Here is a 26,483-nt window from a genome sequence, read left to right on the forward strand (position 1 = left end):
TAAGCATGAAACAAACAAGGAGAATTAGGATTTATGAAATTAGTATCTTGGAATGTGAACGGCATCAGGGCTTGCGCTCGTAAGGGATTTTTAGAATTCTTTAAAGAAGCGGGCGCAGACCTTTTTTGTATACAGGAAACGAAGTTGCAGGAAGGCCAGATCAATCTTGAACTGGAAGGGTATCACCAGTTCTGGAATTACGCAGAAAAGAAAGGCTATTCCGGAACAGCTGTTTTTTCGAAAAAACAGCCTCTATCAGTAAAGTATGGAATTGGTTCTGCAGAACACGATCACGAGGGCAGGGCAATCACTGTAGAATTTGATGAGTTTTATCTCGTTAATGTCTACACGCCAAATTCGCAGCGTGATCTCGCGCGCCTCGGCTACCGCCTATCCTGGGAAGACAAGCTTAGGGAATACTTGCTAGAATTGGAGGATGATAAGCCGGTAATCCTTTGCGGCGATTTGAATGTCGCCCATAATGAGATTGATTTGAAAAATCCAAAACCAAACCGCGGAAATTCAGGATTTACAGACGAGGAACGTGGAAAGATGACTGATCTCCTCAGCAGCGGATTCGTTGATTCCTTCCGCCACTTGCATCCTGAGGTTAAAGATGTCTACACCTGGTGGTCTTACATGAATAAAGTTAGAGAAAAGAACATCGGCTGGCGTATCGATTATTTCATTGTTTCCGAAAAACTGGCACCTGCCATCAAAGAAGCAGGTGCAGAATGCTTTGTTATGGGCAGTGACCACTGTCCCGTCACGCTTGAATTAAGCCTATAAAAGTGGATGAATCCCCTGAGTGGTACTCAGGGGATTTTTTTAGGTTATTTACCGTGTTTTAGCACAATGCTGTCTGCAGCAACACCAAGTTCAGATAGCTTTTCGCTGATTTCCCATAAAGCTGTCAGAAGCAGCTCTAAGTTCAGACAGCTTTTCGCTGATTTCAGCATAGCTGTCAGAAGTTACCCGAAGTTAAGACAGCTTTTTGCTGATTTCATACACAGCTGTCAGAAGTTGCCCCAAGTTAAGACAGCTTTTCTCTGATTTCATACAAAGCTGTCAAAAAAAGCCCGAAGTTAAGACAGCTTTTCACTGATTTCCTTCAAAGTTGTCATAAGTAGGCCCTAGTTCAGACAACTTTTCGTGGATTTGCTTCAAAGCTGTCATAAGTAGGCCCTAGTTCAGACAACTTTTCGCAGAATACCTTCAAAGCTGTCATAAGTAGGCCCAAGTTCAGACAGCTTTTCGTGGATTTCCTTCAAAGCTGTCATAAGTAGGCCCAAGTTCAGACAACTTTTCGTGGATTTGCTTCAAAGCTGTCATAAGTAGCTCCAAGTTCAGACAACTTTTCGTGGATTTGCTTCAAAGCTGTCAAAAGCAGCCCGAAGTTCAGACAGCTTTTCACTGATTTCCTTCAAAGTTGTCATAAGTAGGCCCAAGTTCAGACAGCTTTTCGTGGATTTGCTTCAAAGCTGTCATAAGCAGCCCCAAGTTCAGACAGCTTTTCGTGGATTTGCTTCAAAGCTGTCAGAAGCAGCCCCAAGTTCAGACAGCTTTTCACTGATTTCCTTCAGAATTGTCCGAAACAGTACCAGACTCGGACACCTTTTCTAAGACTTATAGCCTTAGTCTGTTCCAAACAGTATGACATATTTTAAGCATTCAAAATAAACGTGTAACCCATTTAAACGCAAGAAACCAGGCTATTTTAATATATTCAAAGAATTATCAAAACCTTTTCTTTTGCTTTTTGGCTAAATGTTATATACTATAAATTAAAAAGGATAACACATTAAAAAAATCCTTGATAATGTTACATATTAATTATTGGGGGTACGTTGGTGGTGAGTTCTATTAAACTAACAAAACGGCAGGAAGAAATCGTTCAAATTGTCAAGGAGGATGGTCCGATAACTGGTGAACAGATAGCCGAGAAGCTTAAGCTTACCCGGGCTACTCTCAGGCCAGACCTGGCGATCCTGACAATGGCAGGCAGTCTGGAGGCAAGGCCGAGAGTTGGCTATTTTTTCAATAAGGATAAAGAAAGACTGTTTGAACCGACAGAAGTTCTTAATCTTAAAGTCAATGACTATAAAGGCCATCCGATCGTCGTCCAAAAGTCCTCCTCTGTTTATGATGGCATTGTCCAGATGTTCCTTGAAGATGTAGGGACTCTATATGCTGTTGATTCTGAAGGATGCCTTGCTGGCGTCATATCAAGGAAAGACCTGTTGAGGGCCGCTATCGGAAACAAGAATCTCGAGGATCTTCCTGTAAGCGTCATCATGACAAGGATGCCAAACATTATAACTGTGAAGCCAGAGGAAACACTCGTCCAGGCTGCTAAAAAGCTTGTGACAAACAGAATTGATTCTCTCCCTGTCGTCCGGGAACTCAAGCATAAACCAGATTCATATGAAGTCATCGGACGAATAACCAAAACAACCATTACAAAGGTTTATCTAGAAATAGCTGAGCAAAAATCTGTCTAGGAAGTGAGCGTATTTTGGATATGAAGGAAGTTGTCTACGTGGTATCCGATTCAGTCGGGGAAACAGCAGAATTTGTTGTCAAGGCTGTGGCAACCCAGTTTAATGGCGGCCAGGTTGATATCAGAAGAAATTCATATGTTGAAGACGAGGAAGACATTGAAGACGTCATCATGGTTGCGAAGCAAGGACGATCAATTATCGCTTATACGATCGTTGTTCCAGCGCTCAAGGCTTATTTGGATAAAAGAGCACAGGAGGAAGGGATCTATGCAGTTGATTTGCTGAATCCGCTGATGAATGCCTTTGAAAAGAAGTTCAATAAGGAACCAAACCATCGACCGGGAATGATGCGTAAGCTTGATGATGAATACTTCCGCAAGATTGAAGCCATTGAATTTGCCGTCAAATATGACGATGGCAGAGACCCGCGCGGCATTTTAAGAGCGGATATTGTACTGGTGGGCGTTTCTCGGACTTCAAAAACACCTTTATCAATGTACCTTGCTCACAAGCGTTACAAAGTAGCCAATGTGCCAATCGTTCCAGAGGTAAAGCCGCCAGATGAATTGTTCCAGATATCCAGAAGCAAATGTGTCGGTCTGATCATCTCGCCGGATAAACTGAACGAAATCAGGACGGAAAGGCTGAAAGCGCTTGGACTGGGGGCCAGGGCAAACTATGCAAGCTATGAACGAATACTGGAAGAGCTTGATTATGCAGAAAAAATCATGAAACGTGTGGGCTGCCCAGTCATCAATGTTTCAAATAAGGCTATCGAAGAAACAGCAGGATTGATACTCGATATTTTAAAAAGTGAGAGGAGTTAAGGCTGATGTCTAAATTTGTTTATCTTTTTAATGAAGGAAATAGCGGGATGAAGGAAATCTTGGGAGGAAAAGGTGCCAACCTGGCAGAAATGACCAATATCGGCCTTCCTGTACCTTTCGGGTTCACTCTTTCCACGGAGGCATGTAACGCTTATTATGATGCTGGAAAGACCATTCCTGCTGAAGTTCAGGCACAGGTTTTAGAAGCACTGGGTGAATTGGAACAGAAAACTGGAAAAAAACTCGGAAATCCCCAGAACCCTTTGCTTGTATCTGTACGCTCCGGAGCTGTATTCTCAATGCCGGGGATGATGGATACGATTCTTAACCTTGGGATGAATGACGAAACAGTCGAGGGTATGGCAAAACTAACGAACAACCCTAGATTTGCTTATGATTCTTACCGACGTTTCATCCAGATGTTCAGTGATGTCGTACTCGATGTCGATGTCTTCTTTTTTGAGCGATTACTGGAAGAAACCAGGGAAGCGAAAGGCTACGCCGCTGATCCTGAAATGACTGCTGAGGATTGGAAGGAAGTCATCCAGGGCTATAAGAATATCGTGACCAAACATACAAGAAAGCCTTTCCCTCAGGATCCTAAAGAACAACTATTCCTCTCCATAAACGCTGTATTTGATTCCTGGAACAACCAGAGGGCGATCGTGTACCGCCGTTTGAATAAAATCCCTTCACATCTGGGGACTGCTGTTAACATCCAGAGCATGGTCTTTGGAAACATGGGCAATGACTCAGGAACAGGTGTAGCATTTACCCGGGACCCATCAACTGGAGAAAGCATCCTTTATGGTGAATATTTGATTAATGCACAAGGAGAGGATGTGGTCGCAGGCATCCGGACTCCACAGCCAATTCAGACGTTAAAGGATGAAATGCCTGCAGTTTATCAGCAGTTTGTCGATACTTGTAACCGTCTCGAACAGCATTATGAGGATATGCAGGATATCGAATTCACGGTTGAACGCGGAGAACTGTTCATCCTTCAGACACGGACCGGGAAGCGCACTGCACAGGCTGCCATCCGCATCGCTACAGAGTTGTTCAAAGAAGGAATCATCGATAAAAAAACTGCATTGCTTCGTGTTGACCCGGAACAGCTTGACCAGCTCCTGCATCGCAGGATCGATGAGAATTTCGAGCGCAATCAGTTGGCCAAAGGTCTTCCTGCTTCACCTGGCGCAGCAACGGGAAAAGTAGTATTTGATGCGGATGAAGCAGAATTGCTTGCTAACGAAGGCGTAAAGGTCATTTTGGTACGACCTGAAACAACACCAGACGATATCCATGGCATTATCGCAGCACAAGCTGTCGTTACTAGCCGAGGAGGAATGACAAGCCATGCAGCTGTAGTGGCACGGGGGATGGGCAAGGCTTGTATTTGTGGTTGCGAAGCGATGAAAATCGATTTGCACGAAAAACAATTCCGTGTTGGTGAAACGGTAGTCAATTATGGTGAGATCATTACGATTGACGGCGGAACGGGTGAAATTATGCTCGGTGAAATCCCAATGATTGAACCTGAGCTGTCCGAAGAGTTCCAGCTTTTGCTCAAATGGGCTGATGAAGAGCGCAAGATTGGTGTCCGTGCCAACGCAGATAATCCTGAGGATTCTGCCAAGGCTTTGGAATTCGGTGCAGGCGGAATTGGTCTATGCCGAACGGAGCATATGTTTATGGACGCAGCAAGAGTGCCGATTGTCCAGAAGATGATTCTTGCAGAAACATTCGAAGAACGAAATGCAGCACTTGATGAACTATTGCCGATGCAACAGGGGGATTTTGAAAAAATCCTTGAAGTCATGCAGGGGCTGCCAGTAACCATTCGTTTGCTGGATCCTCCTTTACATGAGTTCCTGCCAGATAAAGAAGAACTAATTGTCGAGATTACGAAACTGCAAATCCTGGACCCTGAATCAAAAGAGCTAAAGGAAAAGGAAGCGTTGCTTAAGAAGGTACGGCAATTGGACGAATTCAATCCGATGCTTGGCCACCGTGGCTGCCGACTTGGCATGATTCATCCCGAAATCTATGAAATGCAGGCAAGAGCCATTTTCTATGCTGTAGCAAATTTAGCTGATAAAGGAATCAATGCCCAGCCTGAAATTATGATTCCGCTGGTTGGCCATGTCAATGAGTTAAAGGAAATGCGTGAACTGGTCAATGCAGCTGCGCAAAGCATAAAAGAGGAAACTGGCAAAGATTTTGAATATACTGTTGGAACAATGATTGAGATACCGCGGGCAGCATTGACTGCGGACCAGATTGCCGAGGAAGCTGACTTCTTCTCATTTGGTACGAATGACCTGACACAGACTACATTCGGTTACAGCCGCGACGATGCTGAAGGAAAGTTCCTTCAAGCGTATATTGAACAAAAGGTTCTGCCCGAAAACCCGTTTGCTGTGCTTGATCGTGAGGGAGTGGGCAAGCTGGTTGAGACTGGTGTGGAACTTGGCCGTCAGACTAAGCCGGGCCTAAAGACAGGAATTTGCGGGGAGCACGGCGGTGAAAAGAGTTCGATTGAATTTTGCTACAATGCAGGACTTGACTATGTAAGCTGCTCGCCATTCCGAGTACCGCTTGCAAGACTCGCTGCTGCCCAGGCAACGATCCGCCATGAGAGTAACAATGAAAAAGAAGCAGTAATTTCTAAATAATTTTGAACTGGAGCGTGTAATGAGAACACGCTCCTTTTTTTTACTATCATTAATTTCCTTATTAATAGGTAACTGATGGAAAAAAGGGTATACTAAATATATACGTAATTCCTCGGGTCTTCTGGTGTTTCCACTTACCATGAGAAGGCGTGAGACCAAACCAGAGAGGATGAGGGAAATGTTAGTAAAACTATATCAAGCAAAAGCGGGCGATGGCAGCAAAAAGAAGGGATTGAGGAGAACACAATCCTATTTTATTACACCGGAGGATGCACTAGCAGAAGCCTTTGCTTTAAAAGAAAAGATGGATTCAAGATACAAAAATGAAATAGAATGGGATTATCAAGGTGCTATGACAGGGACATCTGACAAAATGAAAATACTAAAGGGATATCTGAAGGGAAATCGCCAAACCACACCGTTTTACCTTGAAATCCTAAGTGTGGATAACGTTGATAAAATTAAACCAGTTTCACCGATTAAACCTAAAAGTGTAACAAAGGACGACAAAAAGGTTCTGACCAAAGTAATGAAAAAGTTGAAGTTGAAGAACGCATAGTAAGCCGTTCCACTGATTTATGAAGAATATTAAATGGAAGGGCACGCACATTTTGTTGTGCGGCCTTTTATTTATATAGCTATAAAAAGCTTTCTGCTCAAACCAGCATGGGTGGGGTCATAGACCTCCTGAAAAAGTGCTGCCGAAACAAAACATTTTCACTTTACATATAATAAGGGGTTCATATATGAAACAAATTGAAATAATCCACCAGCAGGCAGTGGAGAACACAAAAACCAAGATAATGGATGATATCGAAAATTTCCTTGGTGAACAGGAAGTTCTTCCTGACTTCGCGGAGTATTTAGATAAAAGGCATACTTATATCAGCCAGATTTGGATGAATGTGTGGCTGACAAAGTCTACTAATGACTTTTCGAAGCGTGATAAGAAGGCTTTTTTAAGTGAGCGGGGATATGTTGTTGAAGGTGTGGACCGGAAGCTGATCAACAAGCTTTTCAGGAATGAAATGAGAGGCTATAAAGTCTTCAACACAATGGAATGGATCAAGTCCGCGATTGATGAGCACAGTTGGGAAGCACAATATCATCATGCAAGAAAAAAGTTCCTGAAGAAAGTGGAGGAAGACAGGCTGCTTGAGCAAAAGGCAGGCATTAAGGAGAAAATCCAGAACGTTTCCCATATGGTCTTAAGTGACTTTCAAGAATCAGCCTTCCTTAAAATCAGACATGAGATGGCAAAGAAACTAAAGATAATCTTAATCGAAAATCAAAAATTCGAGGATATCGACACATACATGCTGGAAGAAAAATTAACCGTGATTGGAGCGTTCAATCCTGCTGATTACAGAACAATGGCTGACTTTTATGATGAACTGACTGGTCAAATCCACCAAACAGCGAGTTTTGGGCGATTTTATTTTGAGTATGAGACCTACCAGTATCATTTCGCAAATGAAGTTTTAGAATATTTTACACAGATAGCAGCTGAGAAGGTATTGGATCATCTCGATCAGCATATTTTCAGGGAATATGAGGAACTGTTCAAGGACAAACTTTCAGCTGCAGAGATAAAAAGAATTATTAATGATTTAGCTGAAGTTTATTTGGATGGTTTTCTTTTTAAGCTGCAGGAAGAGTATGTAACCGATTTGCTCGATTTGGCTGAAATTAAATTTGATGAGGAAGAACATCAAGCAATATACGAAAGAGACCTTGGAGATAGGGAACGAAGGAAGGCAGAGGAGCAGGCAGAGCTTGAACGGAAAAGGGAAGAAGAAGCTCGCATGCTGGAGGACATTTTTGGCCGCGAATACAATCCTTCGCTGAGAAGAAATGTCAGGTATATACTTCACATCGGTGAAACAAATACGGGAAAGACCCACCACGCTCTGGAAAGGATGAAGGAGGCAAAAACAGGTTTGTATCTTGCCCCGCTTCGTCTGCTTGCTCTTGAGGTTTATGAAAAGCTCAATACAGAGGGTATTCCATGTTCCCTGAAAACAGGCGAGGAAGAAAAGCCAGTGGAGGGAGCCAACCATATATCCTGTACAGTTGAAATGTTTTACGAAAAGGACTTTTATGAAGTGGTTGTCATTGATGAATCACAGATGATCGCTGATAAGGATAGAGGGTTTTCCTGGTTTAAAGCTATCACTAAAGCTAATGCAGAGGAGGTCCATATCATCGGAAGCAGGAATATCAAGGGAATGATGATGGACCTGCTGGACGATGGTGTGGCAGAGATTTATGAATACAGCCGTGATATCCCCCTCCAGGTTGAGAACAATGAGTTCAGCCTGAAGCATACAAAGAAAGGCGATGCACTTGTTTGCTTTTCTAGAAAACAGGTGCTTGAGAATGCGTCAAGACTGCAAAACAGCGGTCGCCAGGTGAGCATGATTTATGGAAGCATGCCGCCAGAGACAAGAAAAAAGCAAATTGACCGTTTCATCAAAGGAGAAACAAGTGTAGTTGTGGCAACCGACGCAATTGGCATGGGGCTGAATTTGCCAATCAGGAGAATCGTCTTTTTGGAAAATGAAAAATTCGATGGAACGAGGCGAAGGAGGCTCACTACCCAGGAAGTAAAGCAAATAGCGGGACGTGCCGGCAGAAAAGGTATTTACAATGTCGGCCGAGTAGCTTTTACCTCGGATATCAGCTTGATGACAAAGCTTCTTGAAAAAGAGGATAAGCCTGTGGAGACATTTTCAATTGCCCCGACTGCGGGCATTTTTGAAAGGTTTCAGAAATACCACCGTTCGCTTGCTGTTTTCTTTGAACTATGGAATAAGTTCGAGAGCCCTAAAGGGACTAGCAAAGCTTCGTTATCGGAAGAAAGAGAGCTTTATGAATACGTCAGGGATACTGAAATTGAAGCAAGACTCCCGATGATGGAGCTGTATGGATTTCTTCATCTGCCTTTTTCATCAAAAGAACCAGCTCTTATTGAACAATGGCTTGAAACAATCAAGGCAATTGTAGCGGGTGCAGAATTGCCGGAACCGCCTGTCAAAACTGCCTCCCTGGAGGAACTGGAGCTGTCTTATAAAGCAATTGGGCTCCATTTGCTGTTTTTATATAAGCTTGGCAGAAAAACGGAGGCTGTTTATTGGGAAAGGGTTCGAACTGAATTAAGCGACGATGTTCACGAGTTTTTAAAGTCAGAAGTCAAAAATTATAAAAAGAAATGCAGGCATTGTGGAAAGGGAATCCATGTCGATTCTCCATATCAGATCTGTGACTCCTGCTATTCAGCAAGAAACAGGAAAAGGGCGGACAACAGTGATCGCTGGAGATGATCAGTTGTGTAAGCGGGGCTTTCAATCGGAAGCCCTGCTTCTTTTTTAAGGTTTTTTAATCGAAACCTTTATTCCGAAAGTTTTTTTATCAATTTGGAAAGCTCCGAGTTTCGGGATGGGACTCCAAAAGCCGGTGTCTTTGAGAAACAGCCACCCTTTAATAATTGACAGTACTATATCATAGCTCAATCGCCATATGATTATAAAAGGAAAAATAAAAAGGTGTGATCAGATGACTGTCCACGTAGTTAGATCGGGTGAAAATCTTTGGGCAATTGCCAGAACATATGGTGTATCGATCCAAAGTATTGTCGACGTCAATGGACTTCCTTCCACCAGCTTAATCATTCCAGGACTGGCTCTTTATATTCCAGATCAGCAGCCTATCATTCGTTATTATAAAATCAAAGCTGGCGATACACTTTGGAGAATTTCTTCTCAATTCATGACTAATATTAGCAGCATTGTCAGTGCAAACCCGGGAATGGATCCCAACAGATTGTATATTGGCCAGAACATCAATATTCCTTCACCTGTTAAACCACAGTTTTCTACACTTGGATTCATCGTACCTGGCTCCTCTCAAACTTTTCTGGCTGAACTTGAGAAAATGGCTCCTCATCTTACATTTGTTGCTGTTGTGGCATTTTCCTTTACAGAAGAAGGATATGCCTATGTCATAGGGAATGACGGTCCCATTGTCCGTAAAAGCAGGGATTTAAATATCATCCCTTTATTATTGATTCAAAACACTACTGCTGCCGGTTTCAGCAAAGAGCTTGCGGGCAATGTATTGTCGTCCCCCACATACCGAAGGAACCTCGTTGCTAGTCTTGTTAATTTAGCAACTCAACGAGGATATAGCGGAATTAGTGTCGACCTTGAATTTATTCCGCCGCCGCAAAGGGAAGATTTCAATGCCTTTCTGCGGGAACTGAAGGGGGCAATGGGGAATCTCATATTACACGTGAACGTCCATGCTAAGACTGAAGATATCCCGACAAATCCAATTATCGGAGCCTATGATTATAAAACGATTGGGGAGATTGCTGATATTGTGGCCGTTATGACGATTGATTACGGATACCCGGGAGGCCCGCCTGATCCTGTTTCTCCTTTATGGTGGATCGCACTTGTCGTCAGATATTCATTGACCTTGATTCCTCGTGAAAAATTGCAAATCGGTCTCCCCCTTTACGGGCATGATAAAGTGGTTTCGACCAATCAATATCGTGCGCTTTCCGTCCTGGACGCACAGAATCTTGGTATCTCTGTTGGTGCGGTCATCCAATATGATACGGCAGCCAGATCACCATGGTTCAGGTATTGGAAAGGAGCCGAAGAGCATATCGTCTGGTTTGAAGACATTCGCAGCTATATCGAAAAGTACAGACTAATTGATTTATATCAGCTCAATGGAACAACATATTGGCAGCTTAGTTTGAAGGCTCCGCAAAACTGGGCTTATCTCGACAAAGCGGATGTTATCAAACTGTGACTCTAAATAAGGAAATCAATTAGCCAAAGTGGGACCAAGGAACCCATTATGACAAAAGCACCTGTTCAGAAATATAAACAGGTGCTTTTTTAATTTATATGGGTGATTGTTCGCCATTTTGGGGTATCAATAAGTAAATTGATTTCTAAAAGAGGAGGTTCTTTTAATGAATAATTTTCTGAAGAGCGGTTTTTTGTTAGGGCTGGGAGCTGCGGTTGCCGGTAAGGAAAAGGTGGATGAAACAATCATGAAGCTGGTTGAGAAGGGGAGTATGACCCAGGCTGAAGCAGACACTATTTTTGATGACTTTTTCAAAAAAGGCGAATCGAAAAGCGGTGAATGGAATGAGGAATTCAGGAAGATGGCCAGAAACCAGCTGACTGAGCTTGGTTTTGTAACAAGGGAAGAATTAGACACGATCCAGGCACAGCTTGTTTTAATGCAGGAAGAAATTTCACAGCTTCGAAATAGCAGGTTAAATAAAGATATTGACCAGGTTGAAAACGGAATGGAAAATATTCCGCCTGGATTTTCAAAAGACATTGAATAGCAGCGGGTGATGGAATTGACGGACCGATTGAGACGATTAAATAGATATAGAGAGATAGCTTCATCATTTGTGAAATATGGATTTGGCTATGTACTGGAAGAGGTGGGGCTGTTTCATATCCTGTCATTGAAGGATCGAGTCGCTGCAGATGTGAAAAGCGGGAACACCAGGGAAGCCGGTAACCGTATAAGGTGTATGCTGGAGGATTTGGGGCCTGCTTTTATAAAGCTTGGCCAGCTTCTCAGTATCAGAAGTGATATGCTTCCTCAAGAGATCGTTAAGGAATTGGAACTGCTTCAGGACCAGGTTCCCCCAGTGCCTGTAGATGAAATTAAGGAAAAGCTTCACCATGAGTTTGGCAGACCTGTTGAGGATGTATTCCAATATTTTAACGAAGATTACGTAGCGGCAGCGTCGATTGGACAGGTTCATGAAGCGGTTTTGTCAACAGGCGAATCCGTGATGGTGAAAATCCAGCGGCCAGGAATCAAGCAGACAGTCCATACGGATCTTGAAATTTTAAGGGATATTGCGAGGCTAATCGAGCAGCGTTATGACTGGGCTCAATATTACAATATCACTGATATGGTTGAAGAGCTGTCAGAATCAATCCGCAGGGAGCTGGATTATACGGAAGAAGCCTGGAATACGGACATGGTTCAAATGCAGTTTGAAGATTGCGAATCTATAAAGGTCCCAGTTATCTTTCATGAATACTCGACTCCTCAGATTCTGACCATGGAAAAGGTTGAAGGAATCAAACTCAACGAGTTGAATACAATTTTTATTAAAGACGAGGAAAAACAGAGGATCGCAGATTTATTGGTAAGTGCATTCATAACCCAAATTTTAAGGGAAGGTTTTTTTCACGGTGATCCACATCCTGGTAATATCCTTTATAACCCAGAAGCTCAACAGCTTATTTTCATAGATTTTGGACAAGTAGGCCGGCTTTCAGCAAGCTTGAGATATGATTCTGCATCAATGATGATGGGAATTATGCAGGAGGATACCCACCGGATTGTCAAGTCTATCTTCAGTATGGCTTATGTTCCATCCGATATTGATGAACAGCACTTTTATGACCGGGTAGATGGAATAAGGAAAACGGTTGAATGGTCATCAAAAGAAGGGCTAAGCTTGGGTTTGACGGTCAAGGAGCTATTTGCTGCGGCACAGGAACATCGAATCATCCTGCCGAAGGAAATGACGATGATGGGGAAGGCCTTAATTACGATTGAAGCCATCATTTCTGAAATCGATCCAAACCTTGATATGATAAAGTTAGCCAGGCCTTATGGAGAACAGATAATGAGGGAGCGGTACGACCCGATTAAAATGGGCAAAAGGCTTTGGAATAAAGCGGAGGACTTATCTGATACATTTACCAATATTCCGAATCAGGTCGAAAATGTTTTGAATCAGGCTTCCAAAGGAGATTTGAAATTTGAAATCAGCTTATCGGAAATCAATCGGATTCTTCATAAATTTGACCGGATCAGCAACCAGGTATCTTTCAGTTTAACACTGCTTGCCTTCAGTATTGTTGTTTTAGGCCTGATTGTCGGCGCAACTTTTGGCAATAATACTATACTGACAAGCGTACCGGCAATCGAAGTAGGATTTATCATTGCATTCGGAATGTTTTTATGGATTATTTATTCTATATTAAAGTCGGGAAGGTTTTAATAAAGGCAACGTTTTTTCATTGGGTTTCGAGGTCTTTGCAGGGACAAAACGATTGCAAACCATTATTGGGACATAGAATTTTTGCAAGATTTGATTCAAACTACACGATCTATTTAATCGTTCAGAACTGACTCATTCAAGTTTTCAATATAAAAATAAGACAAGGCACTAATTTCGTTAAAGACTACAAAAAAATGTAGTCCTTTTTTCTGATTTTTGAAGGACAAATTTTACTTGTGGTTGAATACATATTATAGAAATATAGAGAAACAGAAAAGGGGAACAATATTTTGAGTGCACATAATGCTGACCGAGCGGGGAGCTTGATGATAACAGTCGCCGTTATTCTTCTCTTCGCATCTATACCAATTAGTATTTTTATCGTTACTTTCATTCACCATTCAGTTTACCTTGACCGATCGCACTGGTTTTTTGACAGCCCTATGTCATCCTATATTATGATGATTGTGGTGTTTTTAATTATACCTGTGTTACTGATCATCATGGCTATTTATCTATTCAAAACAGATGAATCCAAAAAGAGAAGTTTCAATCTTTTTATTGCTTCGGTTTTCACCCTGCTATTCATGGCTTCAGGAGGTTACTTGAGCTTAGACAATTATTATTATATGGACAAAAATGGCTTATATTATGATGAGCTCTGGAAATTGGAAAAAACGGTATATCACTGGGATGAAATTACGTCGATGAAACAAATTAACAAAAAAGAGGCTGGTACATTAACACCCGATAAAGTGATTTTCACTTATGAAGAAAAAAAACTTGAACTGCCTTTGACTCCAAAACTTCGGAATGAAATCGACCCTGTAATCAATTATATTGAAAATACAAAAGGGGTCGAACTGGTTATGGAGAATATTACTGTAGATGAAGAATAGACGAAGACCCTTCCGCCGATTGATGGAAGGGTCTTATTATTGGTTCTTCACAACATTTGTTGTTATTGACTACAAAATAGGATTGAAAGACCTATTTTCTTCGCAATTTAGACTCTTTTGTGAGAAAAGAGCAAGCTAACTTAATACCGACCTGCAAAATGGCTTTATATTACGTACAACATTCTTTACGAAAAAAGCCTTTTATTAACTTCTTGCCGAAGCAGCTGTAATTAGCGATTATCATTTCGACTTTTGAAAATAATACTGAAAGCCGTAGGCGAAAATAGCAAATGAATAGATCATACTGAAAAAATATATTGGTTTCAGCCGTTCTAATTGATAGATGTTTATTTTCTTAAAAAACTTAGTGATGGGAAATGCTAATAAATAATCAATCACCAGATTTATACCTAAATACTGCCAGATGTTTCCATAAGCAAGACGGAAAATCCACAGGTTCGTCACAAAAAAAGGGCCTAAAGTGAAACAAAGGTCATTGAAAATTCGGGTCCCAATACCTCCGGAAACTTCCCATAGCTTATAGGGGCGGGATAATAGCAATAAAATGCATACTAAACCTGTAACAAATATCGTGACAGGAAGAAACAGTTTGAAGGCACGTTTCGGATATAAGAGTAAAGTGGCCCAGGATATTAACAGCATACTCAGCCGAAATATATTATGTAACATGGTTGCTCCTTTCTTAGATAAACACGAAACATTGAAGTATTTATGAATAGTTTCTCCACATATGCAAAATATAATAATGAGGTCAGGAAAAATTAATGGTTGTTTTAAGGGAAAAAATCATGATAAATTTAAACATACACATGACTTTTATCCTATTAAGGAGAATTCTGCCATGATTAATGAAGATGAAAAATTAATTTTTCTTAAAGAACTTGGACGTTTGATCGATGATTATAAAAGATGCTGTGATGACGAATATCAAGAACAAATTTATGAAGATATCATGCATTTAATAAATGTAATAAATTAAGAATCAATAGGGGGACCTTTACTTGCTGCTTCATTAAGAGAAGCAGTTTTTTTCTATACAAAATATTCCTGAAAAGGTATCATAGTAAAAGCAAGGTGAAATACGTCATTGAAGGGGTTTGGAATTTTGGAAACAAATAGACTCAAGGAGCTAGAGAAAAAAATTCAAGAATATGAGACGATTATTTCTGAAATGTCCGCGCCAATCATTCCTTCTATTGTTCCTCAGACCATACTGGTACCTATTACAGGGTTAATTCGAGCAGAGCGATTTGATAAAATACGAGGAAAAATTCTCAACTTTATCCATAATAAGGACATAGAAACGGCAATTATAGACTTAACTGATATCAGTGGAGAAAGAATTGAGGATGTATGCCTTGAAGAAGTAGGCAGGGAACTTCATGAAATGGCATCTGCTATTTCATTGATGGGTGTCAAAACGTTATTTGTTGGAATGAATCCGGAATTGGTCAAGCGGATGGTCCTTGATGGAATAAAATTAGAAGCACAATCTTTTTCAACCTTTCAAGCAGCCTTAAAGCACTTGATGAAGGAAAAAGGGCTGGAATTCAGGAAAATGACAGAATCAGAATAAAATACCCCGCCGGCCGGCGGGGTATTTTAAAATTTATTTACTTTTCAGGCTCAGCCGGAGTTGAAATATCCTCAAGAGCTTGTCCTGCTTCATCATCAAGCCTTTCAGTCACGGCAAGGTCTCCTAATGATACAATTCCAATCATTTTACCGTCTTCTACAATTGGGAGTCTTCGTATTTGTACGTCTGCCATCAAATCTGCGGCCTCCTCAGCAGTCATATGGACAGTGCCCCGCACTGGATCGGTTGTCATGACTTCTGATATGGGTGTATCCATTGAAGTGTTTTGCGCGACTGCCTTCAAAACAATGTCTCTGTCAGTAGCCAGGCCTGTCAACTGATCATTCTCGCAAATAGGCATTACTCCAACATCAAGATCCTTCATCTTAGAGGCTACCTCGTGAATGGGTGTATCAGGACTGCAATATTCTACGTCTCTAGTCATAACTTTTTCGATATTCATACTGTATTCCTCCTTTTTTTAGTGTATATAAAACAGATACCCGAATGCTGTCCAATAGAAACTGTTAGTTTTTTGCAGGTTCTGTTGGTAGAATATGAATAAATACGAATTTACATAGAAATGAGGGGGAAGTAATGATTGACTTAAGAAGCGATACTGTCACAAAACCTACTGAAGAAATGCGTAGAGCAATGTACACAGCAGAGGTGGGTGATGATGTCTATAAAGAGGATCCAACAGTCAGGGAGTTGGAAGAAACGGCAGCTGAAATACTTGGCAAGGAAGCGGCCTTGTTTGTTACAAGCGGAACACAGGGAAATCAAATTGCAGTTCTAACGCATTGCCGGCCAGGACAGGAATTGCTGTTGGAGGAAGAATCCCATATTTTTTATTATGAATCTGGTGCAGTAGCTGCCCTTGCTGGAGTCCAGACCAGGACCATTCCAGGGCACAGGGGAGCAATGGATCCACATGATGTTTTAAATTCAATTCGAACTGAGGATATCCATTATCCAGAAACAGGGTTGATTTGTTTGGAAAATACGCACAACCGGGCAGGTGGAGCAGTTATTCCAGTTGAAAATATGAAAGCGATCTATAGTATTGCCCAGGCCAATAAAGTCCCGGTCCATCTCGATGGTGCCAGATTGTTCAATGCCGCAGCGGCTGCGGGTTTGAGTGTGAAGGAATTCGCAAAAAATACAGATACAGTTCAAATATGTCTTTCAAAAGGACTCGGAGCACCAGTTGGGTCAATCATAGCCGGTGATGCAGAATTTATTTCAAAAGCCCGTAAATGGAGGAAGCGCCTTGGCGGCGGTATGAGGCAGGCTGGTGTGATTGCTGCACCTGGTTTGATTGCCCTGACGAAAATGAAAGATAGGCTTGGAGAAGACCAATGGAATGCAAGGGTACTGGCAGAAGCAATCGAATCGATCCCTGGAATGAAGCTTGCCAGGCAGCCGGAAACAAATATTGTCGTTGCAGATGTAGCAGGCTTGAACATCACTTCCGATATATTTGTAGAGAGGCTTCGCTCTGAAGGAGTCATCTCCGGTACGTTTGGCCCTACTTATGTTCGTTTTGTAACCCATTACGATGTTAATGAAGATCAAATTCAGGCGGCAATCGAAGCGATCATTACGGCAGCAAGACAATAAGACGAAAGCTGGATGGCTTACATCCAGCTTTATTTTTTTTACCGGAACATGGTCCACAACCCGATATCCACGAAGCCCAACCGCTTATATATCCGGCCTGCCTCAGGGTTGTCATAAAAGAGGCATAAAGACTTTCCTTCATCCATGACGTCTTTGAAAAGTTTTTGCATCACAGCGGTTGCAAGTCCCTTTCGGCGATAATCGTTGTGCGTACATACCCCCACGATCATAGCAGACATCGAATTTTCAGCAGCCGTGGAAGCTGAAGCAACCATCTGACCATCCTGCTCAAGGTAATAGGTTCTTCCGGTACCTGTTTCCATAGATTGCCGCAATATTTCACGTGCATTCGGGTTTGGGTGAAATTCTTCAATCCCAGCTCTTAATTCGATTATTCGATCCACATCTTCAGTATTTGCTTGTTTAATTTCAAATTCTGTTTGCTCCAAAAACTTATCAGTATTACATTCGGCGAAATATGTCACTTGCTTTTTGCCAAGATCGATCCCATGTATATTCTCGAATTTTTCAACTAAATCACTTATTCCAGATAAGAAAATTTTATCTGGGTAAGCCTTTATAATCTTGGAAAACTCTTTCACGGGTATTGTGCCGGTTTTAGCATAAGGTATGAAAGAGTTGTGGAACCGAAGCAAAACCGCAGATAAATCGTGATCTTCTCCAAAAAAACCCCACAGCTCCTGGAAATCAGAATCATATCCGAACGCCTCTATATCACCAATTATGAAGAGGTTCAATGCAGCTTCTTCTTTTAAAAACTCCATAACCCTATCGTTATCACTTGCTTTTAATTTTCTAATCATACCATTTTCTCCCTTTCAAAGCTTTTAAGTATAATATTTTAAAAGTTAGAAAAATACAAGTTTTTTTAATAGTGAAGTCCTATTTCTACTGTGAAAGTAGTTAATTTGAATGGATACTCCTAGATATGTATAATTGTACTATGTCTCAAAGGGAAATAGGTGGAAATGGAGTATGTATATCGTTCATTCAACTGTGAACATACCAGAAGGCAAGGTTGATGAAGTGATTGGCATCTATCAAAAAAGATCCAGACTGGTAGATGAGTATGAAGGATTCATTTCCTTTCATTTGCTGCAAAATGAACAAAAACCTTCAGAGTTGACCGTACAAATCTGCTGGGATACAAAGGGAAATTACGTAAAGTACATTACGAGTGACGCATATAAAAAAGTTCATGAACTTGAAAAAAATTATCCAGACCAGGAACTGGCCTCAATTCGCCCAACAGTCGGGCGATACAAGGTGGTGGCTGAATGAATTACGATTTAATTATAGAAGAAGTTACCGATGGGATTTACAGGGATTATCCGATCCTGTTCGAAAAATATGGAGAACGCGGAAGACAAAAGTGCAAAGAGGACAATGAGCATCATATAAAGTATCTCCAAACTGCTGCTAGCATGGATGAGGAAAAATACTTCACTGATTATGCCCATTGGCTAAATGGCATCCTGACCTCAAGAGGGATGAAGACAGAGCATCTTATTGATAATTTTCAAAGATTGATAAGTGCTTTTGAAAAGTCGAATGATGACAAACATAGGAGAGTATTTATCCACATGCTTGAAAGCGCGATTGATTCATTATCAAGTGATGCAAGTAAAAATAGTGAGGTGGGGTGACATGGAAAAGGCTATTGAGCTTGCACAACTGTTACTCGAGAGCCATCAAGATGCCTCCTGGGAATTGTTAGAAGCCGAGATAACAGCATCAAAAGACAGTTTATATATTTATGAAAACATCATTACTGCTGCAATGAGACATATCGGTCACTTGTGGGAGACCAATAAAATCACTGTTGCCGATGAGCATCTGGCAACTTCAACCTGTGATTATTTATTGGCACGATACATTTGGCAAAAGGGAAAAGATCAGCCGATTCCTTCCATTGGGAAAAAAGCGATGTTTCTTTGTGTTGAAAATGAACAGCATTACCTTGGTCTGAAAATGGCTAGCCAGCTGTTCATTGAATATGGTTGGGAAACAAAATACCATGGTCCAAATCTGCCGCTGGAATATATCAAGAAAGCCGCTGAGGAATGGAAGCCAGATGCTATTTGCCTCTCTTTTTCAATTCTTTACCATGCAGAGCACCTTCGCCCTTATATTAAAGAATTGGAAGAGCTTCCAAACCATCCAGCCGTAATTGTAGGTGGGCGACTGTTAAGTCAGTATGAATTTGATCGATATGGTTCGGAAAATACGCTTTTCCTTAAAGACCTGGAAGACGTAAATAATTGGCTTGACCGTCATAGGCATGGAGTTAAATCAAATGCGGGATCTTAAATATTTGCCACAACCATATTTTTTAATAGACCGTGACTATAATGTCCTTGATTTTTCTCAAGCAAGCACAGAAATATTTTATATAAGGAAAAACTTTCTTGACCTTGTGGACAGGGAAAGCCAGGGTAAAACAAAAACCATATTGGGAAATTTGCAAGGCAGGTCAGAAGGTGAATTGATCATGAAAACCAAAGAATCCCCATATGCGCTGTTTGACTTAAGTGTAAATTGGAATGAGGGGCGGGGTCATATCATTTGTATTGAAAAAGACCATCGCCTTATAGAATTAGAAAGTATAGTTGAAAATCACCGTAAACGGCTGGCAGATACAAATCTTGAACTGCTTGAAAAAAAAGAACTGGTGGAAAAAACCCTTTTCGAGATTAAGAGTCTTTCCTGCCCATTCATTAAGTTAACAAAAAACACAGCATTGGTGCCTCTGTTTGGGAACCTGGATAATGAAATGGTCAGCCAAAATGAAAAGAGAGTATTGGAAAAATCACAAGATGGCGGCTATCATGAGATCCTGTTCGATTTTAATGGTGTCGGAAATTTAACAAACGAAGGCGTCGAAGCGTTCGTTGCACTTGTTAAGGAACTACAGTTGATGGGGCTTCAACCATGTATTATCGGGGTAAAGCCGAATCATGCTTTTTACCTTAATAATTCAAAAACTGTCCCAGATGTGCCTTTTTTAAATACTCTCAGCAAAGCATTTAATAAATCTTTTTAGGAAAAACACTTCGATAATAATTATCGGAGTGTTTTTTTTGTTTGGTACTTCAGAGGGATGTGTTTTTTGCCGTGTCTAATGTCTTTTTCCCTAAAATATCTTAGTGAGAGCAATCGGTTTCCCAATATTTCCGAAGGGTGATTTACCATTTTTTTTTATGCCAGCAGTATCTTTCATTAGTAATAGTAAGTGATACATATATGGAAGAAAACAGTCTTAGCGAATTAAAGTTCCAGCAGGGAGATGGTTTTTGAATTGGAAATGGAAATGGTAAACCTATTCCAAGTAAGTGCCAATACAAAGTTTTTATACACCATTTTTCCCAATCCAAATGGCTCGGTTATCTGTTGATATTAGCTGAAAATTTAAAATATACTTATTTTTGCAGCCGGCAAGCTGTAAAACTTTCAAAGGTGAGAGGAGCAAAAGAATGAAGAAGAAGAGAATACTCGGATCCGCAGTACTTAGTTTAGCAATGGGTGTTTCGATGTTTGCGACAGGGGCTTTTGGTGCAGGAGTACAAGAAAGCCAGGATACTTATCGAGTTTTAGTTAAGGGTCCGAGTACAGAACAAGCAAAAGTGAAAGAACAATATGGCAAGCGCTGGGACTTTGGCAATCAAGGATTTACAACAGAAGTAAACAGCAAGCAATATCAGGCTTTATTGAAAAATAAGAATATCGAAGTTTCCCAGGTTGGCACCCATACAATCGACGCCCGGGTAGAAGGGAATGGAAACGGTAAAGGCAAGGGTGATTATACCGCCCAGGCATCTTATCCATCTGACCAGACTCCATGGGGCATTCAAGCAATCTATAATGATAACTATATACAATCGACAAGCGGCGGGAATGGCATCAAGGTAGCCGTCCTTGACACAGGGATCAACCGCAATCACATTGACTTGACTGACAATGTTGAACAATGTAAGGATTTCACCCAGTCGTATTCTTCACTGGTCAATGGATCCTGTACCGACAGACAAGGCCATGGCACACATGTTGCCGGAACAGCTGTTGCCAATGGTGGATACGACGGAGCAGGAGTGTATGGGGTAGCACCGGAAGCAGAACTTTGGGGCTATAAGGTATTAGGCGATAATGGTTCTGGATACTCAGATGATATCGCGGGGGCAATCCGTCATGCTTCGGATGAAGGCGTTCGTACAGGAACCAAAGTTGTCATCTCGATGTCATTAGGTTCTAGCGGCAAGGATTCCATGATTGCAAGTGCTGTTGACTATGCATACAGCAGAGGTGCATTAGTTGTAGCAGCTGCAGGTAACAGTGGACCAAGCGCGAACACGATTGGTTATCCTGGCGCCTTAACAAATGCGATCGCTGTAGCGTCACTGGATAATGCATTCGTAAATGGTACACATAAAGTATCTGACTTTTCTTCTCGTGGAAACCCTTATACGGACGGCGACTACTATATCCAGGAAAAGGACGTTGAAGTAGCTGCACCAGGAGGCGGAATTTATTCAACATCTGTAGATGGAAACTATACGACAATGAGCGGTACATCAATGGCAACGCCACACATCTCGGGCCTAGCGGCTAAACTATGGTCTGCGAATAAGACTTGGAGCAACTCTCAGCTTCGTTCTGAAATTCAAAGACGCGCGAAGCTATATGACATTAAAGGTGGAACAGGGGCAGCTACTGGCGATGACTACGCGTCAGGTTTTGGTTTCCCACGCGTAAGGTAATTCAACCTCACATCCATGCCAGCCATCCGGGTTGATTGATCCGGGTGGCTTTATTTCATTATTTGTTGTACTATATGAAGAAACAATTTATAAAATATAGAATTTTTAAAAAATAGTACTTTTGCACTGTTTAAAAAGTTAAAAAAGATGGTAGATTAAAAGAAAACGGAAGGTGAATGTATGCAGTTTGGACCACTCATTAAATTTTATAGAATTCAGCAAGGTCTAACACAGAAGGAACTGGCAAATGGCATATGTTCAGTTCCCCATTTAAGCAAGATCGAAAGCAATTCAAAGGAAGCCAATGAAGAAACAATGGGCCTCTTGCTAGAAAGACTTGGCGTCAACCTTTCTTCCATTACTGAAAATGAAGAACAGATTAAGCAGCTAATAAAAGAACTTAATGAAAAAATTGATTTTATACAAGATGAAGAAGCAGATACAGCAATGGAAATGCTAAAAGAATTTGAAGGAATTATTCCTTTTACTACAAATCTACATACATATGAACTTACCAAATTTAGATATTTGATTTTCAAACACAAATTTACCGAAGCCCAAGAACAATATGAATCATTAAAAAAACAAAAGAAAATATTTTCCCAACCTCAAATGGCTTTATTTTCCTATCTTCATGCTGTAATGTTATTAAAGAAGAGAATTTATAAGAAAGCTGATGAAATCCTAGACACCATTAGCAGGGGATCAAAGTTCGACATCCCCGATGGAGAATTACTATATCATCGTGCTCTGGCTAAAACTTCTCCTGAAGATTTAGGTTATGCCATTTATTATGGAAAGATGGCACTGCAAGAATTTATGGAACAACACAATTTTAAAAGAATCCTACATGTGCTGATGTTGCTTGGAATCAACTATACTAATTCTAAGATTTATGAAGAAGCCCAGGATTGCTATAAAAATCTCATCAGAAACGCCGAGATTTTACAGGAAAAAAAATTATTACCTGAAATATATCACAATATGGGTTACCTTCAAAAAAAGCTTAAGAACTATCGAGAAGCCATTTTCTTTTTTGAGAAAAGCTTATCTCTACAAACAAAAGGAACACAACACTATCTGATTACTCTTTATTCAATTGGAGAAATCCAATACGAGTTGCAAAATGAAGAAAAAGCAAGGGAATCCTTTGAGGAAGTATACCAATTATCTAAGAATTTAGAAAACCGAAAGTATAGAATGTTAGCAAATTTTTATTTAATGACTTTGGACTCTCCAGAAAAATCATTAGACTACTCAGAAACTAAAGTAATACCATTTCTTGAAGAAAGCGATGGTAAAAGTGAAGAATTAATTTGGTTTTACAAAATGCTATCAAATCACTATCGGCAGATGGGAAGATTTGATCAAGCAGTAAAATATATAGAAAAAATCAATTAAGGAGGAAATTCGTATGAAAAAAATGTTAACAGCTTTAATGACAAGTGCAATGGCACTAGGTGTATTAGTAGCAGGCATGCCGCCAATTTTACCTCCAGCATGAGAAGTTAACGAAAAGGCCTAAATAGGCCTTTTTGTTTTTGAAGCAAAATTATAGATGACAAGAACTGTATAACTGTATATGAAAAGTGATTTCTTATTTCCGTCGAATTCCTTTTTGTAAAACGACTTAAAGAATTGATATCAAATTAACAACAACTTGGGAAAATTTTCACGTTGTTAAATTACCCCCAGAACCCTCATATAATAAACGAACTATTTTCACGAAGCCGGACAAAGATTCTGTCCAGCATAAAATGAGGAGGTTCGGTATGGGAACATTTAGCATGGATATTGACGAGCTGTTGGAAGAGACAACGGAAATTGCTGAAACTGATCTGAGTTTTACACTGAACCCAATTGAGATTGACACTTTGCTTGAAATAACTCGCCATTGGTAAGATATTAGTCCGTTCCAGGTTTCACTGGGACGGATTTTTTATATGATTGGATATATCAGAACGTATGTACTATAATTAGTTATATTAATTTTTAGATTGGGCCAGGTGAGTGGATGGAAAATGTAATGAAGATATCGGTGAGAACTTTGGCTGAGTATGTATACAAAAGTGGAAGTATCGTATCCGGGTTCCGAACAGCTTCATCTTTTACCGAAGGTTCTCGAATCCATCGTGAAGTCCAGAAAACATATAACGAACAAGATCAAAGTGAAGTTTCTTTAAAGACTGAAATAGAATATGAAAACCTTAATTTTATTATTGAAGGCCGTTGTGACGGGCTTCTTGTAAATGATGGACGTATTACCATAGATGAAATTAAGTCAACCTCTTTAAGCCTTGAAATGATCAATGCAGACAGTAATCTGGCTCACTGGGCCCAGGCAGAATGCTATGCTTACATGTACATGGAGGACCATGAATTGGATTGTATCGATATCCAGCTTACATACGTACAGAAATCCTCCGGTGAAGTGAAAAGATTCATTAAGACTCGGACATATGATGAAATAAGAGAAGCGATGTTGACCATGGTATCTGCATTTGCTCCTTACGCGAAATGGCGTTTAAAGCATGAACGGAATAGAAATCAGAGTATAAAAGAGTTGGCATTCCCTTTTGCTCAATACCGCCAAGGGCAACGGCAGCTTGCTGGATCGGTATACAAAACCATTCAGGAAAAGAAGACTATTTTCGCAAGTGCTCCTACTGGCATCGGAAAGACCATTTCTACAATTTTCCCGTCTGTTAAAGCAATCGGCGAGGAACACCTGGGAAAGATTTTTTATCTGACTGCCAAGGCAACGACGAGGCAAACAGCGGAGGAAGCTATTAGCCAACTGTTTGCTAATGGCCTTCAAATGAAAGCAGTGACCATAACGGCAAAGGACAAAGTTTGCTTTACTGAGCAGGGGATATGCAATAAGGAGCATTGTGAGTTTGCCGACGGTTACTATGACAAAATCAATGGCGCAATACTCGATATCTTAAAAAATGAAAATTCTTTAAATAGACCATGTATTGAACAATATGCCCTCAAACATAAAATCTGCCCCTTCGAATTTTCTCTGGACCTAGCATACGCGGCTGACACAGTCATTTGTGATTATAATTATATATTTGACCCAAAAGTTTCGTTGAAGCGTTTATTCGATGACCAAAAGAAAGAAACTGTCCTTCTTGTTGATGAGGCTCACAACCTGGTTGACAGAGGAAGGGATATGTTTTCATCCACTTTAGAAAAGACAGCATTTTTGCAGCTTAAAAGGGAATTTAAGGGGAAAAACGAAAACATACATAGGATTTGCAAGCAAATAAATGACTGCTTTATCGAAATAAAAAAGCATGCGGAACCTTCAAAAACAATGGTGTTTAAGGAACCATTAGTGGAATTCAATCAGTTGGTATTGGAATTAATCGACCTTGCAGAAAAGGAGCTTCTTAGCGATCGATCTGAGGATCCTGAGCAGTTGCTTGAGACCTATTTTGCGGCGCAGAATTGGCAAAGAATCAGCAAGCTGTTCGACGATCGATTCATTTTATATGCAGAGGTCCAAAGGAATGAGGTTATAGTAAAGCAATTTTGCCTTGATCCTTCTTATCTAATTAAGCAATCAGGTAAAAGCTTTAAGGCTCGTGTTTTCTTTTCGGCTACTTTGAGTCCTATTGGATATTACCGTGACATGTTAGGTGGAGAGGATGATGATTATGTTGTCAGAATTCCTTCTCCATTTTCACAAGAACAAAACAAGGTAATGATCCATCCTTTATCAACAAGATATAAGGATAGAGAAAACTCGATACAACCAATAGTTAAAACATTAATCAAAACCATTCAAAGCAAGCCAGGCAACTACCTAATCTTTTTTCCTTCCTATCTATATCTTAATTCGGTGTTTGAAGACTGGAATCATGGCAATTACGGGGTACCTACTATTGTACAGGGAACAGGAATGGGAGAGGCCGAACGTGAAGCGTTTCTGGAATCTTTCAAACCAGGCGGATCAGGTTCTCTGGTAGGTTTCGCTGTCCTGGGAGGGATTTTCTCAGAAGGAGTAGATTTAAAGGGTGATCGACTGAATGGTGTATTGGTAGTGGGTGTTGGTCTGCCTCAGATCGGCTTTGAGCGGGATTTGATCAATCAGCATTTTTCCTCCGAAGGGAAAAATGGATTTGATTACGCCTATGTATATCCGGGCATGAACAAAGTGCTTCAGGCTGGCGGCAGATTGATACGGTCAGAAAAAGATACAGGAACGATTATATTGATCGATGATCGGTATTTACAGTATAAATATCAGTCTTTGCTTCCAGATGTATGGAGAAGATATGCGATTTTATAGCGAGACACCCTGTAGTATGGGTGTTTTTTGGTGTTTTACTCTGTTAAAACCCAATAATGTTATTTTAAACTCCTGTTGATTGTAGTGGAAGGCGCGAAGACTCCTGCGGGATGAGCAAGTCACGGGAGACCCCGCAGGCGCCAAAAGCGCCGAGGAGGCTCCCGGACTGCCCGCGGAAAGCGAAGCGCCTGGAACGAAAATCAACAGCCAAATTTAACAAAGC

General features: G+C 40.8%; 24 protein-coding genes. 21 read left to right on the forward strand and 3 right to left on the reverse strand.

What is annotated here, in order from left to right:
* Positions 1-33: 33 nt before the first annotated feature.
* Complete coding sequence (locus tag J7E35_RS16365; RefSeq protein WP_214781450.1) at positions 34-789, forward strand: exodeoxyribonuclease III; 756 nt, start codon at positions 34-36, stop codon at positions 787-789.
* Between the two features lie 44 nt (positions 790-833).
* Here the strand turns inward: J7E35_RS16365 and J7E35_RS23530 are convergent, their stop codons facing one another.
* Entirely contained in the window at positions 834-959 is a 126-nt protein-coding gene (locus tag J7E35_RS23530; RefSeq protein WP_285290800.1) for a hypothetical protein, read from the reverse strand.
* An 894-nt stretch (positions 960-1,853) separates the two neighbouring features.
* On the opposite strand from J7E35_RS23530, the gene ccpN reads away from it, so the two are divergent.
* From ccpN to J7E35_RS16420, 11 genes are all read left to right on the forward strand, one after another.
* Positions 1,854-2,501, forward strand: a complete 648-nt coding sequence (gene ccpN / locus J7E35_RS16370) for a transcriptional regulator CcpN (protein WP_214781452.1) — start codon at positions 1,854-1,856, stop codon at positions 2,499-2,501.
* Positions 2,502-2,515: 14 nt separating this feature from the next.
* Positions 2,516-3,328, forward strand: coding sequence for a pyruvate, water dikinase regulatory protein (locus tag J7E35_RS16375; protein ID WP_214781454.1), 813 nt, complete (start codon positions 2,516-2,518; stop codon positions 3,326-3,328).
* A gap of 5 nt (positions 3,329-3,333) precedes the next feature.
* Positions 3,334-6,006, forward strand: a complete 2,673-nt coding sequence (gene ppdK, locus J7E35_RS16380; protein WP_214781456.1) for a pyruvate, phosphate dikinase — start codon at positions 3,334-3,336, stop codon at positions 6,004-6,006.
* A gap of 178 nt (positions 6,007-6,184) precedes the next feature.
* Entirely contained in the window at positions 6,185-6,565 is a 381-nt protein-coding gene (locus tag J7E35_RS16385; RefSeq protein ID WP_214781458.1) for a hypothetical protein, read from the forward strand.
* A gap of 187 nt (positions 6,566-6,752) precedes the next feature.
* Positions 6,753-9,329 (forward strand): helicase-related protein, encoded by a 2,577-nt coding sequence (locus tag J7E35_RS16390; RefSeq protein WP_214781460.1) that lies wholly within the window; start codon positions 6,753-6,755, stop codon positions 9,327-9,329.
* A 232-nt stretch (positions 9,330-9,561) separates the two neighbouring features.
* The gene (locus J7E35_RS16395) at positions 9,562-10,827 is read left to right on the forward strand and encodes a LysM peptidoglycan-binding domain-containing protein (RefSeq protein WP_214781462.1); all 1,266 of its coding nucleotides are present in this window, start codon (positions 9,562-9,564) and stop codon (positions 10,825-10,827) included.
* A gap of 166 nt (positions 10,828-10,993) precedes the next feature.
* Positions 10,994-11,377, forward strand: coding sequence for a phasin family protein (locus J7E35_RS16400; RefSeq protein WP_214781464.1), 384 nt, complete (start codon positions 10,994-10,996; stop codon positions 11,375-11,377).
* A 27-nt stretch (positions 11,378-11,404) separates the two neighbouring features.
* Positions 11,405-13,066 carry an ABC1 kinase family protein gene (locus J7E35_RS16405; RefSeq protein WP_214781466.1) on the forward strand — a complete coding sequence of 554 codons (1,662 nt, stop codon included), beginning with the start codon at positions 11,405-11,407 and terminating at the stop codon, positions 13,064-13,066.
* A 290-nt stretch (positions 13,067-13,356) separates the two neighbouring features.
* A complete protein-coding gene (locus J7E35_RS16410; protein ID WP_214781468.1) occupies positions 13,357-13,965 on the forward strand; it encodes a hypothetical protein in 609 nt (202 codons plus the stop codon).
* A gap of 751 nt (positions 13,966-14,716) precedes the next feature.
* Entirely contained in the window at positions 14,717-14,965 is a 249-nt protein-coding gene (locus tag J7E35_RS16415; protein ID WP_214781588.1) for a hypothetical protein, read from the forward strand.
* 126 nt (positions 14,966-15,091) lie between these two features.
* Positions 15,092-15,562: an STAS domain-containing protein gene (locus tag J7E35_RS16420; protein ID WP_214781470.1), complete on the forward strand. Its 471-nt coding sequence runs from the start codon at positions 15,092-15,094 to the stop codon at positions 15,560-15,562.
* A 37-nt stretch (positions 15,563-15,599) separates the two neighbouring features.
* Here the strand turns inward: J7E35_RS16420 and J7E35_RS16425 are convergent, their stop codons facing one another.
* On the reverse strand, positions 15,600-16,025 hold the full coding sequence (locus J7E35_RS16425) for a CBS domain-containing protein (protein WP_214781471.1): 426 nt from the start codon (positions 16,023-16,025) through the stop codon (positions 15,600-15,602).
* A 134-nt stretch (positions 16,026-16,159) separates the two neighbouring features.
* On the opposite strand from J7E35_RS16425, the gene ltaE reads away from it, so the two are divergent.
* On the forward strand, positions 16,160-17,185 hold the full coding sequence (gene ltaE / locus J7E35_RS16430; protein ID WP_214781473.1) for a low-specificity L-threonine aldolase: 1,026 nt from the start codon (positions 16,160-16,162) through the stop codon (positions 17,183-17,185).
* Positions 17,186-17,223: 38 nt separating this feature from the next.
* Here ltaE and J7E35_RS16435 read toward each other — a convergent pair whose 3' ends face one another.
* Positions 17,224-18,009: a GNAT family N-acetyltransferase gene (locus tag J7E35_RS16435; protein ID WP_214781475.1), complete on the reverse strand. Its 786-nt coding sequence runs from the start codon at positions 18,007-18,009 to the stop codon at positions 17,224-17,226.
* Positions 18,010-18,181: 172 nt separating this feature from the next.
* On the opposite strand from J7E35_RS16435, the gene J7E35_RS16440 reads away from it, so the two are divergent.
* From J7E35_RS16440 to J7E35_RS16470, 8 genes are all read left to right on the forward strand, one after another.
* Positions 18,182-18,487, forward strand: coding sequence for an antibiotic biosynthesis monooxygenase family protein (locus tag J7E35_RS16440; protein WP_214781477.1), 306 nt, complete (start codon positions 18,182-18,184; stop codon positions 18,485-18,487).
* Positions 18,484-18,852: a hypothetical protein gene (locus J7E35_RS16445; protein WP_214781479.1), complete on the forward strand. Its 369-nt coding sequence runs from the start codon at positions 18,484-18,486 to the stop codon at positions 18,850-18,852. Before J7E35_RS16440 ends, J7E35_RS16445 begins: the two co-directional genes overlap by 4 nt.
* Positions 18,824-19,516 (forward strand): cobalamin B12-binding domain-containing protein, encoded by a 693-nt coding sequence (locus J7E35_RS16450; protein ID WP_251041047.1) that lies wholly within the window; start codon positions 18,824-18,826, stop codon positions 19,514-19,516. The genes J7E35_RS16445 and J7E35_RS16450 overlap by 29 nt, the downstream gene beginning before the upstream one ends.
* Before the next feature lie 181 nt (positions 19,517-19,697).
* Positions 19,698-20,249 (forward strand): STAS domain-containing protein, encoded by a 552-nt coding sequence (locus tag J7E35_RS16455; protein WP_214781481.1) that lies wholly within the window; start codon positions 19,698-19,700, stop codon positions 20,247-20,249.
* Between the two features lie 430 nt (positions 20,250-20,679).
* Entirely contained in the window at positions 20,680-21,960 is a 1,281-nt protein-coding gene (locus J7E35_RS16460) for a S8 family peptidase (protein ID WP_214781483.1), read from the forward strand.
* A gap of 180 nt (positions 21,961-22,140) precedes the next feature.
* Positions 22,141-23,361, forward strand: a complete 1,221-nt coding sequence (locus tag J7E35_RS16465; RefSeq protein WP_214781486.1) for a tetratricopeptide repeat protein — start codon at positions 22,141-22,143, stop codon at positions 23,359-23,361.
* A gap of 371 nt (positions 23,362-23,732) precedes the next feature.
* Positions 23,733-23,861 carry a hypothetical protein gene (locus tag J7E35_RS23535; protein ID WP_285290315.1) on the forward strand — a complete coding sequence of 43 codons (129 nt, stop codon included), beginning with the start codon at positions 23,733-23,735 and terminating at the stop codon, positions 23,859-23,861.
* A gap of 113 nt (positions 23,862-23,974) precedes the next feature.
* Positions 23,975-26,260, forward strand: coding sequence for an ATP-dependent DNA helicase (locus tag J7E35_RS16470; RefSeq protein WP_214781488.1), 2,286 nt, complete (start codon positions 23,975-23,977; stop codon positions 26,258-26,260).
* The last annotated feature ends 223 nt before the right edge of the window (positions 26,261-26,483 follow it).

It is taken from the genome of Bacillus sp. ISL-45 (assembly GCF_018613195.1).
Classification (GTDB): Bacteria; Bacillota; Bacilli; order Bacillales; family Cytobacillaceae; genus Mesobacillus.

Bases quoted from the DNA above. Each gene is read 5' to 3' on its own strand.
- J7E35_RS16365 (WP_214781450.1), top strand. From the start codon at position 34: ATGAAATTAGTATCTTGGAATGTGAACGGCATCAGGGCTTGCGCTCGT.
- J7E35_RS23530 (WP_285290800.1), bottom strand. From the start codon at position 959: ATGCTGAAATCAGCGAAAAGCTGTCTGAACTTAGAGCTGCTTCTGACA.
- ppdK (WP_214781456.1), top strand. From the start codon at position 3,334: ATGTCTAAATTTGTTTATCTTTTTAATGAAGGAAATAGCGGGATGAAG.
- J7E35_RS16385 (WP_214781458.1), top strand. From the start codon at position 6,185: ATGTTAGTAAAACTATATCAAGCAAAAGCGGGCGATGGCAGCAAAAAG.
- J7E35_RS16390 (WP_214781460.1), top strand. From the start codon at position 6,753: ATGAAACAAATTGAAATAATCCACCAGCAGGCAGTGGAGAACACAAAA.
- J7E35_RS16395 (WP_214781462.1), top strand. From the start codon at position 9,562: ATGACTGTCCACGTAGTTAGATCGGGTGAAAATCTTTGGGCAATTGCC.
- J7E35_RS16400 (WP_214781464.1), top strand. From the start codon at position 10,994: ATGAATAATTTTCTGAAGAGCGGTTTTTTGTTAGGGCTGGGAGCTGCG.
- J7E35_RS16415 (WP_214781588.1), top strand. From the start codon at position 14,717: ATGCAAAATATAATAATGAGGTCAGGAAAAATTAATGGTTGTTTTAAG.
- J7E35_RS16425 (WP_214781471.1), bottom strand. From the start codon at position 16,025: ATGAATATCGAAAAAGTTATGACTAGAGACGTAGAATATTGCAGTCCT.
- ltaE (WP_214781473.1), top strand. From the start codon at position 16,160: ATGATTGACTTAAGAAGCGATACTGTCACAAAACCTACTGAAGAAATG.
- J7E35_RS16435 (WP_214781475.1), bottom strand. From the start codon at position 18,009: ATGATTAGAAAATTAAAAGCAAGTGATAACGATAGGGTTATGGAGTTT.
- J7E35_RS16440 (WP_214781477.1), top strand. From the start codon at position 18,182: ATGTATATCGTTCATTCAACTGTGAACATACCAGAAGGCAAGGTTGAT.
- J7E35_RS16445 (WP_214781479.1), top strand. From the start codon at position 18,484: ATGAATTACGATTTAATTATAGAAGAAGTTACCGATGGGATTTACAGG.
- J7E35_RS16450 (WP_251041047.1), top strand. From the start codon at position 18,824: ATGCAAGTAAAAATAGTGAGGTGGGGTGACATGGAAAAGGCTATTGAG.
- J7E35_RS16455 (WP_214781481.1), top strand. From the start codon at position 19,698: ATGAAAACCAAAGAATCCCCATATGCGCTGTTTGACTTAAGTGTAAAT.
- J7E35_RS16460 (WP_214781483.1), top strand. From the start codon at position 20,680: ATGAAGAAGAAGAGAATACTCGGATCCGCAGTACTTAGTTTAGCAATG.
- J7E35_RS16465 (WP_214781486.1), top strand. From the start codon at position 22,141: ATGCAGTTTGGACCACTCATTAAATTTTATAGAATTCAGCAAGGTCTA.
- J7E35_RS23535 (WP_285290315.1), top strand. From the start codon at position 23,733: ATGGGAACATTTAGCATGGATATTGACGAGCTGTTGGAAGAGACAACG.
- J7E35_RS16470 (WP_214781488.1), top strand. From the start codon at position 23,975: ATGGAAAATGTAATGAAGATATCGGTGAGAACTTTGGCTGAGTATGTA.